Source organism: Frankia sp. QA3, from assembly GCF_000262465.1.
GTDB lineage: Bacteria > Actinomycetota > Actinomycetes > Frankiales > Frankiaceae > Frankia.
Map to the genome: position 1 here is coordinate 7,315,922 of NZ_CM001489.1, position 13,856 is coordinate 7,329,777.

The 13,856-nt window shown below is 73.9% G+C and carries 10 protein-coding genes; all 10 read left to right on the top strand.

Translation table 11 applies throughout. From position 1 onward, the window contains the following. Positions 1-158 precede the first annotated feature (158 nt). Positions 159-1,574: a carbamoyl phosphate synthase small subunit gene (locus FRAQA3DRAFT_RS29920; RefSeq protein ID WP_009742794.1), complete on the top strand. Its 1,416-nt coding sequence runs from the start codon at positions 159-161 to the stop codon at positions 1,572-1,574. Then, positions 1,574-5,083 carry a carbamoyl-phosphate synthase large subunit gene (carB, locus tag FRAQA3DRAFT_RS29925; protein ID WP_009742795.1) on the top strand — a complete coding sequence of 1,170 codons (3,510 nt, stop codon included), beginning with the start codon at positions 1,574-1,576 and terminating at the stop codon, positions 5,081-5,083. Before FRAQA3DRAFT_RS29920 ends, carB begins: the two co-directional genes overlap by 1 nt. Next, positions 5,080-5,871, top strand: a complete 792-nt coding sequence (gene pyrF / locus FRAQA3DRAFT_RS29930) for an orotidine-5'-phosphate decarboxylase (protein WP_009742796.1) — start codon at positions 5,080-5,082, stop codon at positions 5,869-5,871. The genes carB and pyrF overlap by 4 nt, the downstream gene beginning before the upstream one ends. A gap of 231 nt (positions 5,872-6,102) precedes the next feature. Further along, complete coding sequence (mihF, locus tag FRAQA3DRAFT_RS29935; protein WP_009742797.1) at positions 6,103-6,420, top strand: integration host factor, actinobacterial type; 318 nt, start codon at positions 6,103-6,105, stop codon at positions 6,418-6,420. 246 nt (positions 6,421-6,666) lie between these two features. Continuing rightward, positions 6,667-7,212, top strand: a complete 546-nt coding sequence (gene gmk / locus FRAQA3DRAFT_RS29940; RefSeq protein ID WP_009742798.1) for a guanylate kinase — start codon at positions 6,667-6,669, stop codon at positions 7,210-7,212. 137 nt (positions 7,213-7,349) lie between these two features. After that, positions 7,350-7,634, top strand: coding sequence for a DNA-directed RNA polymerase subunit omega (gene rpoZ / locus FRAQA3DRAFT_RS29945; protein ID WP_009742799.1), 285 nt, complete (start codon positions 7,350-7,352; stop codon positions 7,632-7,634). A gap of 7 nt (positions 7,635-7,641) precedes the next feature. Further along, entirely contained in the window at positions 7,642-8,949 is a 1,308-nt protein-coding gene (gene coaBC, locus FRAQA3DRAFT_RS29950; protein WP_009742800.1) for a bifunctional phosphopantothenoylcysteine decarboxylase/phosphopantothenate--cysteine ligase CoaBC, read from the top strand. 42 nt (positions 8,950-8,991) lie between these two features. Then, positions 8,992-10,188: a methionine adenosyltransferase gene (gene metK / locus FRAQA3DRAFT_RS29955; protein WP_009742801.1), complete on the top strand. Its 1,197-nt coding sequence runs from the start codon at positions 8,992-8,994 to the stop codon at positions 10,186-10,188. A gap of 165 nt (positions 10,189-10,353) precedes the next feature. Further along, entirely contained in the window at positions 10,354-12,564 is a 2,211-nt protein-coding gene (locus FRAQA3DRAFT_RS29960) for a primosomal protein N' (protein ID WP_009742802.1), read from the top strand. 406 nt (positions 12,565-12,970) lie between these two features. Then, the coding region (gene fmt / locus FRAQA3DRAFT_RS29965) for a methionyl-tRNA formyltransferase (protein ID WP_009742803.1) at positions 12,971-13,856 on the top strand (886 nt) is incomplete at its 3' end.

The following is a 13,856-nucleotide window of genomic DNA, read 5'->3' on the forward strand; positions in this document are numbered from 1 at the left end:
GCCGACTCCCAGCACGCCGACCCCCGACTTTCCGGCCCCCACCCGGCGGACCCCCGCTACGGCGACCGGGGCCGCCCCGAGCAGTCCGACCCCGGCCGGTCACCGGTCGACCCGTTGACCTCACCACTCGGTGAGGTCCGCAGGCTGAAGGAGGATCGGTGAGCACCCTCACCACTACCCCCGGCCCCGCGGCCGGCGACCAGCCGGCAGCCCCCGCGGCGGCTGCGGCGAACCGGCCGGTCGACCGGGCGAACCCGACCCGCGCCGTGTTGATGCTGGAGGACGGGCGCAGCTTCGTCGGCGACGCGTACGGCGCGATCGGCGAAACCTTCGGCGAGGCCGTGTTCTGCACCGGGATGACCGGCTATCAGGAGACGCTGAGCGACCCGTCGTTCCACGGCCAGATCGTCATCATGACCGCCCCACACATCGGCAACACCGGCGTCAACGACGCCGACTACGAGTCCGACCGCATCCAGGTCGCCGGCTTCGTCGTGCGCGACCCGGCGCGGCGACCGTCGAACTGGCGTTCGCGCGGCAGCCTCGACGACGAGCTGGCCGCCGCCGGGGTGGTCGGCATCAGCGGCATCGACACCCGAGCGCTGACCCGCCACCTTCGCGAGCGCGGGGCGATGCGCTGCGGGATCAGCAGCGTGCTCGCCGACGGCTCGGCCGCTGACGGGCTGCCCGCGACCGACCTCGACGCCGGCGGGTCGGCCGAGTCTGCCGCCGGGTCGGCCGAGTCCGCTGCCGGGTCGGCCGAGTCCGCTACCGGGTCGGCAGCCGGTGCGGACGGCGGGGCCGACGGGTCGCGCCCCGACGACGGTGGGGAGCGGGCGGCGCTGGCCGCGCTGCTCGACCGGGTGCGCAGCTCGCCGGAGATGGTCGGCGCCGACCTCGCCCCGATCGTCTCCACGAAAGAGCCCTACGTGGTGCCGGCCGCGACCGGCACGGCGCAGTTCAAAGTGGCCGCGCTGGATCTCGGCATCAAGCGGGCCACCCCCGCGGCCATGGCGGCGCTGGGGTGCGAGGTGCACGTGCTGCCCGCCCGGACCACCGGCGAGGAACTGCTCGCCCTCGAACCCGACGGGGTGTTCCTGTCCAACGGCCCCGGCGACCCGGCGACCGCCGACTACGCCGTCGAGGCGCTGCGCACCGTGCTGCGCGCCGACGTGCCGGTGTTCGGGATCTGTTTCGGCCACCAGCTGCTCGCCCGGGCCCTGGGCTTCGAGACGTACAAGCTGACCTACGGCCACCGCGGGGTGAACCAGCCCGTCGGCGACGTGGCCACCGGCCGCATCGCGGTCACCAGCCAGAACCACGGGTTCGCCGTGAGCGCCCCGCTGACCGGGGTGACGGACACGCCGTTCGGCCGGGCCGTGGCCAGCCACATCGGCCTCAACGACGAGGTCGTCGAGGGATTGGAGTGCCTGGACGTGCCGGCCTTCAGCGTTCAGTTCCATCCGGAGGCCGCGCCGGGACCCCACGACGCGGCCCACCTGTTCGAGCGTTTCCGCGATCTGATGGCCGCCGCCCGCCAGGCCCGTGCCGCGGTCGCCGGAGGGGAGTCCTGATGCCTCGGCGCGAGGACCTGCGCAGCGTCCTGGTGATCGGCTCCGGGCCGATCGTCATCGGCCAGGCCTGCGAGTTCGACTACTCCGGCACCCAGGCGTGCCGGGTGCTGCGGGCGGAGGGCCTGCGGGTCATCCTGGTCAACAGCAACCCGGCCACGATCATGACCGATCCGGAGATCGCCGACGCGACCTACGTCGAGCCGATCACTCCGGACATCGTCACGAAGATCATCGAGCGGGAGCGGCCCGACGCCGTCCTCGCGACCATGGGCGGCCAGACGGCGCTGAACACCGCCGTCGCCCTGCACGACGCCGGCGTGCTGGACCGGTTCGGCGTCCGGCTGATCGGCGCGAACATCGACGCGATCCGCGCCGGGGAGGACCGGCAGGCGTTCAAGGACATCGTCGCCGGCGTCGGCGGCGAGACGGCGCGCAGCGCCATCTGCCACACCGTCGAGGAGTGCCTGGCCGCGGGCGAACAGTTCGCCTACCCCGTGGTCGTGCGGCCGAGCTTCACCCTCGGCGGCGCCGGCAGCGGCTTCGCCCACGACCCGGCCGAACTCGCCCGGATGGCCGCCGACGGTCTCGCGGCGAGCCCATCGACGGAGGTCCTGGTCGAGGAGTCGATCCTCGGCTGGAAGGAGTTCGAGCTGGAGCTCATGCGCGACCGCGCCGACAACGTGGTCGTCGTCTGCTCCATCGAGAACGTCGACCCGATGGGCGTGCACACCGGCGACTCGATCACCGTCGCCCCGGCGATGACCCTGACCGACCGCGAGTACCAGACGATGCGCGACATGTCGATCGCGGTCATGCGCGCCGTCGGGGTCGACGCCGGCGGGTGCAACATCCAGTTCGCCGTCGACCCGGCGACGGGCCGGCAGATCGTCATCGAGATGAACCCGCGGGTGTCGCGCTCGTCGGCGCTGGCATCCAAGGCCACCGGCTTCCCCATCGCCAAGATCTCGGCGAAGCTTGCCCTCGGCTACACCCTCGACGAGATCCCCAACGACATCACCCGCACCACGCCGGCCGCCTTCGAGCCGACGCTGGACTACGTCGTGGTGAAGGTGCCGCGGTTCGCGTTCGAGAAGTTCCCCGGTGCCGACCCGACGCTGACGACGACGATGAAATCGGTCGGCGAGGCGATGGGCGTGGGCCGCAGCTTCGCCGAGGCGCTGCAGAAGGCGCTGCGCTCGATGGAGTCGGCGGGCTCGACGTTCTCCTTCGTCCCGCCGACCGACGACGCGGCCACCTTGCTGGAGTCGACCCGGGTCCCGCACGACGGGCGCCTGCGGGCCGTCCAACAGTCGCTGCTCGCCGGCGCCGACCCGGCGGACGTCACCCGGGTGACCGGCATCGATCCCTGGTTCGTCGATCAGATCGTCTTCCTCAACGAGATCGCCGCCGCCATCACCCGCACTCCGGAGGGCATCCGCCGGGCCAAGCGGGCCGGTTTTGCCGACGCCCAGCTCGCCGAGCTCCTCGGTACCTCCGAGGACGTGGTCCGCGCCTTCCGCCACCGCGCCGGCATCCGGCCGGTGTTCAAGACCGTGGACACCTGCGCCGCCGAGTTCGCCTCCGAGACCCCGTACCACTACTCGGCCTACGACAGCGAGACCGAGGTGGCGCCGAGCGGCCGGCCCCGGGTGATCGTGCTCGGCAGCGGCCCCAACCGCATCGGCCAGGGCATCGAGTTCGACTACGCCTGTTGCCACGCGGTGATGGCGCTGTCCGACGTCGGGTTCGAGACCGTCATGGTCAACTGCAACCCGGAGACGGTGTCCACCGACTACGACACCGCCGACCGGCTCTACGTCGAGCCGCTGACGGTCGAGGACGTCCTCGAGGTCGTCCACGCCGAGCAGCAGGCCGGCCCGCTGGCCGGGGTGATCGTCCAGCTCGGCGGCCAGACCCCGCTGGGCATCGCCGCGGCGCTGGCCGAGGCGGGCGTGCCGATCGTCGGGACCGCGCCGAAGGCAATCCACCTGGCCGAGGACCGCGGCCAGTTCGGCCGGGTGCTCGCCGCCGCCGGCCTGCCCTCGCCGCCGCACGGGGTGGCGACCTCCTTCCCCGAGGCCCGCACCGTCGCCGAGCGGATCGGCTACCCGGTGCTGGTCCGCCCCTCCTATGTGCTCGGCGGGCGCGGGATGGAGATCGTCTACGACGACACCATGCTGCGCGACTACATCGAGCGGGCCACGGCGATCTCCCCGGAGCACCCCGTCCTCGTCGACCGGTTCCTCGACGACGCCGTCGAGATCGACGTCGACGCCCTGTTCGACGGCGAGACGCTCTACCTCGCTGGCGTGATGGAGCACATCGAGGAGGCCGGCGTGCACTCCGGCGACTCGGCCTGCGCCCTGCCGCCGATCACCCTCGGCCGCGCCGACCTGGAGCGCATCCGCACGTCCACCGAGGCGATCGCCCGCGGCGTCGGCGTGCGGGGGCTGCTCAACGTCCAGTACGCCCTGCAGTCCGACGTCCTCTACGTCCTGGAGGCCAACCCGCGGGCCTCGCGCACCGTCCCGTTCGTCTCCAAGGCGACGGCGGTGCCGCTGGCCAAGGCCGCCGCCCGGGTGATGCTGGGCGCCTCGGTCGACGAACTGCGCGCCGAGGGCCTGCTGCCGCGCACCGGCGACGGCGCCACCCTGCCGCTGGACTCGCACATCGCGGTCAAGGAGGCGGTGCTGCCCTTCGGTCGCTTCCGCGACGCCAGCGGACGCGGGGTGGACACCGTCCTCGGCCCGGAGATGAAGTCCACCGGCGAGGTGATGGGCATCGACGACGGCTTCGGCACCGCCTACGCCAAGTCACAGGCCGCCGCCTACAACGGGCTGCCCACCTACGGGCGGGTGTTCGTCTCGGTCGCCAACCGGGACAAGCGGGCGATGATCTTCCCGATCAAGCGGCTCGCGGACCTCGGCTTCGTCGTCTACGCCACCGAGGGGACCGCCGAGGTGCTGCGGCGCAACGGGGTCAAGGCGGTCGTGCTCGGCAAGCACCGGGCGCCGACCGAGGGCCTGCTCGACTGCGTCGAGATGATCAACTCGGGCCAGATCGATCTGGTCATCAACACCCCCTGGGGGGTCGGTCCGCGGCTGGACGGCTACGAGATCCGTACCGCCTGCGTCAGCGCCGGAGTCCCGTGCATCACCACCATCCAGGGCGCCGCCGCCTGCGTGCAGGGCGTCGAGGCCTTGGTCCGCGGGGAGCTGGGCGTCCGGCCGTTGCAGGAGTACCACGCCGCCCTGCGTGAGGCATGGGGCGGCCCGGACCCGGCCGCCGGTCCCGGTGCGTCCGCGGCGGACCCGGCCGCGCCCTCCACCGAGCAGTCACCCGTGCCGTCCGCCGGGGACGAGGTCGCGCCCGCCGACGCGGCCACGGCCACGGCCACGGAGCCGGTGGCGGGCGACGCCGAGCGGAACGGTTCGACCGAGCCGGGCGGGGCGGCCGACCTCGACGCCGACCTCGATCCCGACCTCGACTCCGCGCGGACCGGTCGGTGAGCGCGGCGTCCCGGTTCGCCCCGCGCGCCGGTCGGGCGCCGCTGGCGGTCGCGCTCGACGCCCCGGACGGCGCGACGGCGCTGCGGTGGGCCGAGGCGGTCGCGCCGCACGCCGCCGTGCTCAAGATCGGGCTGGAGCTGTTCTACCGGGAGGGGCCGGCGGTCGTGACGGCCCTGCGCGCGGCCGGCCTGCTCGCCGAGCCCGGCGCGGGCGGCGCGGCACCCGGGGAGCCGAGCGGCGTCGCACCCGAGCTGTTTGTTGATCTCAAGCTGCACGATATTCCGGCAACGGTTGCCGGTGGAATGCGGTCGGTCGCCACGTTGCAGCCTCGATTCGTCACCGTGCATGCGGCTGGGGGAGCGGCGATGATACGTGCGGCCGTAGCCGCGGCCCCCGCGGTCGAGGTAGCCGTTGTGACCGTCCTCACCTCGCTCGATGCGGCCGCGCTGGCCGCCGTCGGGCTCGCCGGGCCGCCGGATGACGCCGTCCGCCGCCTCGCCGTGCTCGCGGTCGAGGCCGGGGCCCGCACCCTTGTGTGCAGTCCAAGGGAGGTCCGAATGGTCCGTTCGGAGCTCGGTGACAACGTGACTCTCATCACTCCCGGTGTGCGTCCAGAGGGGTCCGAGGTGGCCGACCAGGCCCGGATCGCCACCCCGCGGGAGGCGTTGGAGGCGGGTGCGGACCTGGTCGTGGTGGGTCGTCCCATCACCCGAGCCACCGATCTGGGCGTGATGGCGAAAACGGTTGCAGACAGTATTTCCGCAGGTCAGAGGCCTGCGGGCCGCTGACGGCCGTGGTCAGGGCGGGGTGTGTTCGTCCTGGTGCGGTACGAAGCGGTACGGTGGGGCCGTCGTAGACCGAAAGGGTGCGGCACGAGCGGGCCACCCCTTTCGTCCCGTCAAAGCCTTCTCTTGTGCTGACAATATGTCCGCATCAGAGTGTTGTGGCCAAGGCTGGACCGAGGAGCCACTTCCTCGCTAGTTTGCGCGGCGCGATCACCGAATTGAGGAGGCGTACCCGTGCCCCTGCCGCCCCTAACGCCCGAGCAGAGGGCCGCCGCCCTCGAGAAAGCCGCGCTGGCTCGTAAGCAGCGCGCGGAACTCAAGGAGCGGTTGAAGAAGGCGGAGACCACTCTGGCCGCCGTCTTGGAACAGGCCGAGGCCGATGAGGTTGTCGGCAAGATGAAGGTTTCGGCTGTTCTGGAGTCACTTCCCGGAGTTGGGCGCGTGCGTGCCCAGAAGATCCGGGAACGGCTCGGGATCAGTCCGACCCGCCGGCTGAGAGGGCTAGGCGCGAAGCAGCGCGCCGCGCTCCTCGAGGAGTTCGGAACGGCCTGATCCGGTGGAGTGGGAAATCCACTCCGACAACCGGAGGAGGGCCTTGGCGGGACGCGGCGTCGCCGGGTGAGTGGTCTCACTCACGTTCTTCCGGCGAAGCCGCGGTACCTTCCGAGCGGATCGGGGGCCGGAATTCTTTACCGGCCCCCGATCCGAAAGTCCATGGGAAACAAGTCCCATCCTGGGCCATCCGCGGCCGGATGACCGCTGTGCGGCAGCCGTCCCGGAGGCCCTAGGGTTGGGGCCGTGGGTCTCACAGTGCTGTCCGGGCCGTCCGGCGTCGGGAAGGGAACGGTCGTCGCGGCCGTCCGTGAGCGTCATCCCGAGGTCTGGGTCTCGGTCAGCGCCACCACTCGGGCTCCCCGCCCCGGGGAGACCGACGGGGTCGAGTACCACTTCGTCGACGCCGAGGAGTTCGCCCGGATGGTCAAGGCCGGCGAGTTCGTCGAGCACGCGATGTTCGCCGGGCACGCCTACGGCACCCCGAGGGGTCCCCTGCAGGAGCGGCTCGCCGCGGGCGTCCCCTGCCTGCTGGAGATCGAGCTGCTCGGGGCCCGCCAGGTGCGCTCGGCGATGCCCGACGCCCGCTTCGTCTTCCTCGCCCCACCCACGTTCGAGGAGCTGGTCCGACGGCTGACCGGCCGGGGGACCGAGCCGCCCGAGGTCATCGCCCGCCGGCTGGACCGGGCCCGCATCGAGCTTGCGGCCGAGACGGAGTTCGACCACGTGGTCGTCAACGACGATGTGCGGGCCGCGGCCGCGCGGTTGGTAGCATTGATGATCGGCTCTTAGGTGCGGGTCTGCTCGTACCGCGCCGCGAAGCCGCATCTCACGTGCCTGAACCCGGGCGCAGGCGTCCCGACGCCTGAGCGCGGGCGCACAGTCCGGACGGCGGCTGCCGCCCCGGACACCCACCCCGGAAGGACATCGTGGCCGGAACCGTAGCCCACCCCGAAGGCATCACCAACCCGCCGATCGACGAGCTGCTCGAGGCCACCGACTCGAAGTACAGCCTGGTCATCTACGCGGCCAAGCGGGCTCGCCAGATCAACGCCTACTACTCGCAGCTCGGCGAGGGCCTGCTGGAGTACGTCGGCCCGCTGGTCGAGACGACCAACGCCCAGGAGAAGCCGCTGTCGATCGCGCTGCGCGAGATCAACGCCGGCCTGCTCACCCACGAGACCGTTTCCGACAGCCTCCCGCCGGTCGCCTGACCCTGCCGTGACCGACGAGCCCACCGGCGCCGCGAGCGCCCCGGCCCGGCGGCCCCGGGTCGTGCTCGGCGTGGCCGGGGGTATCGCCGCCTACAAGGCGGTCGAGGTGCTGCGCCGGTTCACCGAGTCCGGGCACGAGGTGCGGGTCGTGCCCACGCCGTCCGCGCTGCAGTTCGTCGGGAAGACGACCTGGGCGGCGCTGTCCGGCAACCCGGTCACGACCGACGTGTGGAGCGACGCCGACGAGGTCGCCCACGTCCGCATCGGGCGGGAGGCCGACCTCGTCCTCGTCGTTCCGGCGACCGCGGACCTGATGGCCCGCGCGGCTGCCGGGCGGGCGGACGACCTGCTCACCGGGACCCTGCTCACGGCCACGTGCCCGGTGGTCTTCGCGCCGGCGATGCATACCGAGATGTGGCAGCATCCGGCCACCCGGGCGAACGTGGCCACCCTGCGCGCCCGGGGCGCGGTGGTGCTCGACCCGGCCGTCGGCCGGCTGACCGGCGCCGATTCCGGGGCTGGCCGGCTGCCCGAGCCGGCGGAGATCGCCGCGCTCGGCATGGCCGTGCTCGCCCGCGGGGCGAACGGCGTCCGCCCCGACCTCGCCGGCCGCCACGTGTTGGTCACCGCCGGGGGCACCCGGGAGTACCTCGACCCGGTCCGTTTCCTCGGCAACGCCTCCAGCGGGCGCCAGGGCTACGCGGTGGCCCGGGCGGCGCTCGCCCGCGGCGCCTCGGTGACGGTGGTCGCGGCCAACGTCGCCCTGCCCGAGGTGGCCGGGGCACGCACGGTTGCGGTCACCTCCGCGGCCGAGCTGCGGGAGCGGGTGCACGAGGTGGCGCCGTCCGCGGATGTCGTCGTGATGGCCGCCGCGGTCGCCGATTTCCGGCCACAGGCCCCCCAGGCTTACAAGATTAAGAAAGAATCCGCGGCGCCCGACTCCATTGCCTTGGTGCGAAACCCTGACGTGTTGTCCGAGTTGCTGGCGAACCGCCGTCCCGGCCAGCTCCTGGTTGGTTTCGCCGCGGAGACGGGCGGTCCCGACGGGGGGGTTCTCGACCACGCGCGGGCGAAACTCGCCCGCAAGCCGGTCGATCTCCTCGTCGTCAACCAGGTCGGTGCCGGGCTCGGGTTCGAGGTGGCGGACAACGCCGCCGTGGTCCTGGCCGCCGACGGTCGCCAGACGACCATCGAACGGGCGAGCAAGGACCTGGTCGCGCACCGGATCCTCGATCTCGTGGTGGAGTTCCCGACCGGTCACGGTGCCGGAACGCCCGGCGAGGCAGTGCAGGTGCCCGTGCGGACTCCTCGGTAAGCTTTCGTCGGAATCAACCGGATCTCCCAGGGGGTTAGACCAGTGGCGACGCGCCTGTTCACGTCCGAGTCCGTCACCGAGGGGCATCCGGACAAGATCGCTGACCAGATCAGCGACTCGATCCTTGATGCCATGATCAAGGATGACCCGAAGAGTCGGGTCGCGGTGGAGACGCTCATCACGACGGGCCAGGTGCACGTCGCGGGTGAGGTCACCACCAAGACCTACGTCGACATCGCCTCGGTCGTCCGCGAGCGCATCCTGGAGATCGGCTACGACTCGTCGAAGAAGGGCTTCGACGGCGCCTCCTGCGGGGTCAGCGTCTCCATCGGCGCGCAGTCCGCGGACATCGCCCAGGGCGTCGACACCGCCCACGAGACCCGCGTCGAGGGTTCCAGCGAGGACGAGCTCGACCGTCAGGGCGCCGGGGACCAGGGCCTGATGTTCGGCTTCGCCTGCGACCAGACCCCCGAGCTCATGCCGCTGCCGATCGCGCTGGCGCACCGCCTCGCCCGGCGGCTGTCCGCGGTCCGCAAGGACGGCCAGGTCGGCTACCTGCGTCCAGACGGCAAGACCCAGGTCACCATCGAGTACGCCGACGGCAAGCCCGTGCGTCTCGACACGGTCGTCGTCTCCACCCAGCACGCCGCCGACATCGACCTCGACACGCTGCTCGCGCCCGACATCGCCGAGTACGTCGTCGAGCCGGAGCTGGCGCTGCTCGAGATCTCCACCGAGGGTCGCCGCCTGCTGGTCAACCCGACCGGCCGTTTCGAGATCGGCGGCCCGATGGGCGACGCCGGCCTGACCGGTCGCAAGATCATCGTCGACACCTACGGCGGCTACGCCCGCCACGGCGGCGGCGCCTTCTCCGGCAAGGACCCGTCCAAGGTCGACCGCTCGGCCGCCTACGCGCTGCGCTGGGTCGCCAAGAACGTCGTCGCCGCCGGCCTCGCCAGCGCCTGCGAGGTGCAGGTCGCCTACGCCATCGGCAAGGCGCACCCGGTCGGCCTGTTCGTCGAGACCTTCGGCACCGGCACGGTCCCCGAGGAGCAGATCCAGGACGCCGTGACCCAGGTCTTCGACCTGCGCCCGGCCGCCATCATCCGCGACCTGGACCTGCTGCGCCCGGTCTACGCCCAGACCGCCGCCTACGGGCACTTCGGCCGCCCCGAGCTCGACTTCACCTGGGAGTCCACCTCGCGCGCCGAGGCGCTCCAGCGCGCCGTCAAGGGCTGACGCCCCGGCCGGACGCCATCACCGACGTGGAAGCCGGGTCGGTCCGCATCGCCGGACCGACCCGGCTTCGCGTCTTCCCGGGGGATGCACCGCCTGCCGCCGGCGAGGATCGGCCCGCGCCGCGGCCGGCCGATCCTGTCGGGCGGACCTGGTACTAATGCCGTCATGCCCGAGCAGCCCGACACGATCCCCGGCGTCGGCCCGGGGCGGTCCCGCGGTCCCGGCGCGCCGGCCCCGCCGGCCGCGGAGCTGCCCGTGGCCCGGGTCGCGGTCGACACCCCGCTGACCCATCTCGACCGCCCCTTCGACTACCTCGTCCCGGCCGATCTCGCCGCGGCGGCCGTGCCCGGCTCCCGGGTCCGGGTCCGTTTCGCCGGCCGGCAGGTCGACGGTTTCGTCCTCGAGCGGCGGGCCGTCTCGGAGCACCCCGGCCGGCTGGCCCCGCTGGAGCGGTCGGTCTCCCCGGAGCCCGTGCTGTCCGAGTCGATCGCCCGGCTCGCCCGCGCCGTGGCGGACCGCTACGCCGGCACGCTGGCCGACGTCCTTCGCCTCGCCGTCCCACCCCGCCACGGCCGCACCGAAACCGCCTCCTCCCAGCCGGGGACCGCCACCGTAGCGCCCGAAACCGCCCCGTCATCGGCCGCAACCCCGGGCCAGGCGGCCGAGGGGGCCGTGTCGCCGGCCGTCGGCGCGGCCGTCGGCGGGCAGGCGGGGGAGTGGGCGCGCTATGGCGCCGGGCCGTCGATGCTCGCGGCGCTGGCCGCCGGTCGGTCGCCGCGCGCCGTGTGGTGGGCGCCGCCCGGCCCCGCGTGGCCGGCGATGATCGCCGCCGCGGCCGGTGCCACGGTGCGGTCGGGCCGTGGGGCGGTCGTCGTCGTCCCCGACCACCGCGACGTCGACCGGGTCGAGGCCGCGCTGGTCGAGGTGGTCGGGCGCGAGAGCACCGTCGCCCTGCGCGCCGACCTCGGCCCGTCCCGCCGGTACCGCGCATTCCTCGCGGCCAGCCGTGGGCAGGCCCGGGTCGTCGTGGGCACCCGGTCCGCGGTCTTCGCCCCCGTGACCGACCTCGGCCTGCTGGTCGTGTGGGACGACGGGGACGAGCTGCACGCCGAGCCGCTGGCCCCCTACCCGCACACCCGCGACGTCGCCGTGCTGCGCACCCGGCAGGACGGCTGCGCCCTGCTGATCGGCGGGTTCTGCCCGACGACGGAGGCCGAGGCGCTTGTCCGCACCGGCTGGGCCCATCCGCTGGTGCTGCCCCTGCCCGAGGTCCGGGCGCTTGCCCCCCGGGTCGAGGCGACCGGTTCGGACAACGAGTACGCCCGTGATCCCGCCGCCCGCGCCGCGCGGCTGCCCTCCCTCGCGGTCCGCACGGCCCGCCAGGCCCTGGCCGCCGGTGCCCCGGTGCTGGTCCAGGTGCCTCGGCGCGGCTACCAACCCTCGCTGGCGTGCGCGGACTGCCGGCGTCCCGCCCGCTGCCGGCACTGCCAGGGTCCGCTTGGCCGCTCCTCCGGCGCCGGCGTGCTGTCCTGCCAGTGGTGCGGCCGCCCGGTGCCCGCCGCCCCGGGCGCCCTGGGAACCGCAACCGCGCCCGAGGCCAAGGCCGGGGCCCCGGGCGGCGCGGCCGGGGCGGCGATCTGGCGGTGTCCGTCGTGTTCGAGCGTGCGGCTGCGGGCCTCGGTGACGGGAGACCGGCGCACCGCCGAAGAGCTGGGCCGCGCCTTCCCCGGCGTCCCGGTGCGGACCTCGGGCCGCGACGGCGTGCTCGCCTCCGTCCCCGCCGAGCCCGCCCTCGTCATCTCGACCCCCGGCGCCGAGCCGGTCGCGGCCGGCGGGTACGGCGCGGTGCTGCTCCTCGACGGCTGGGCCCTGCTCGGCCGCCCGGACCTGCGGGCCGCCGAGACCACCCTGCGGCGCTGGGCGGCGGCGGCGGCGCTGGCCCGTCCGGCGCCGGGCGGCGGGCGGGTCATCGTGGCCGCCGACGCCGGGCTCCCGGTCGTGCAGGCCCTGATCCGCTGGGATCCCGCGACCTTCGCCGCCCGGGAGGCCGACGAGCGTGCCGAACTCGGGTTCCCACCGGCGACCAGGATGGCCGCCGTGGAGGGCAGCGCCGCGGCCGTCGCCGAGCTGCTCGCCGTCACCCGCCTGCCCGAGGGCGCCGACCTGCTGGGCCCCGTGCCGCTGCCGCCCGCACCCCCCGCACGGGCGGCCGCGGCCTCGGGCGGCGTGGACGAGAACGAGCGGCTGCTCATCCGGGTGCCCCGCGAGCGCGGCGCGGCCCTCGCCGCCGCCCTGCACGCCGCCCGCGGCGTCCTCGGCGCCCGCCGGAGCACCGCCGGCCTGCGCGTCCAGCTCGACCCGCTCGTCATCGGCTGACAGCGCGCCCGGCACCGCTGGCGGCGGTCCGCCGCGGTGACAACCGATTCCGCTCACCCCTCCCCGCGGCGGCTTTCCGCGGTCGGCTGGAGCTTGGTGACCGTTTTGCCGACGAAGACCGTCGACAACCTCCGGCAATCGAGCAGGCCCGCCGGACTTCGACCGGACCAACCCGGCGACCGGCGGTGAAGGAACCGGGGCCGGCCGGCCGCCGTCAGGGCCGGCCGTCCACCACAGCGGCGCCCGCCCGCGGTACGGTCGGGCAGCGGCGGGCCCGTGACGCCGCCCGTGTCCCCGCCCCGGGTATCGGGCGGGACGGTCCCGGGCCCGGTCGGACAGCTCGGATCATGCCCCCCGTAGACGGCCGCGGCGTCCGCATGGCGCCGCGGCGGATCGGTGCTCGCGTATGCGTCTTGTTTTCGCCGGCACACCGGCGGTCGCCCTGCCCAGCCTGCAGGCGTTGATCGACAGCCCGCGCCACGACGTGGTCGCGGTCGTCACCCGTCCCGACCGGCCCGCCGGCCGGGGGCGGAAGATCAAACCGCCGCCCGTGCACCTGCTCGCCGACGAGGCCGGCATCCCGGTGCTCAGCCCGGAGCGGCCGCGCGACCCGGACTTCCTTGCCGCGCTCACCGAGCTGGCGCCGGACTGCTGTCCAGTGGTTGCCTACGGCGCCCTGCTGCCCCGGGAGGCGTTGGCGATCCCCCGCCACGGCTGGGTGAACCTGCACTTCTCGCTGCTGCCGGCCTACCGCGGCGCGGCCCCGGTGCAGCGCACGGTGCTCGCCGGTGACGACCTCACCGGCGCCAGCGTGTTCCAGATCGAACCGGCGATGGACTCCGGCCCGGTGTTCGGCGTCGTCACCGAGCGGGTCCGCCCCACCGACACCTCCGGTGACCTGCTCGACCGGCTTGCGCAGTCCGGTGCGCACCTGCTCGCCGCGGTCATGGACGGCATCGTCGACGGGACCCTGCAGGCCGTGCCCCAGCCCGCCGAGGGGGTGTCGTTCGCGCCGAAGCTGACCGCCCAGGACGCGCTGATCGACTGGACTCTGCCGGCGGTCTCGGTGGACCGGCTGACCCGGGCGGCGACGCCCGCGCCCGGAGCCTGGACGGTGTTCAGGGACCGGCGGCTCAAGATCGGTCCGGTGCGCGTCAGGGCGGAGAACGCGTCGGACGCGCTGGCGCCGGGCCGGCTGGCGGTGCTCGACGACGGCGCCGTCGCCGTGGGCACCGGGACGGCGCCGGTGCTGCTCGGCGAGGTGCGGCCCGAGGGCCGCGGGCCGATGACGG

Bases quoted from the DNA above. Each gene is read 5' to 3' on its own strand.
- FRAQA3DRAFT_RS29960 (WP_009742802.1), top strand. From the start codon at position 10,354: ATGCCCGAGCAGCCCGACACGATCCCCGGCGTCGGCCCGGGGCGGTCC.
- carB (WP_009742795.1), top strand. From the start codon at position 1,574: ATGCCTCGGCGCGAGGACCTGCGCAGCGTCCTGGTGATCGGCTCCGGG.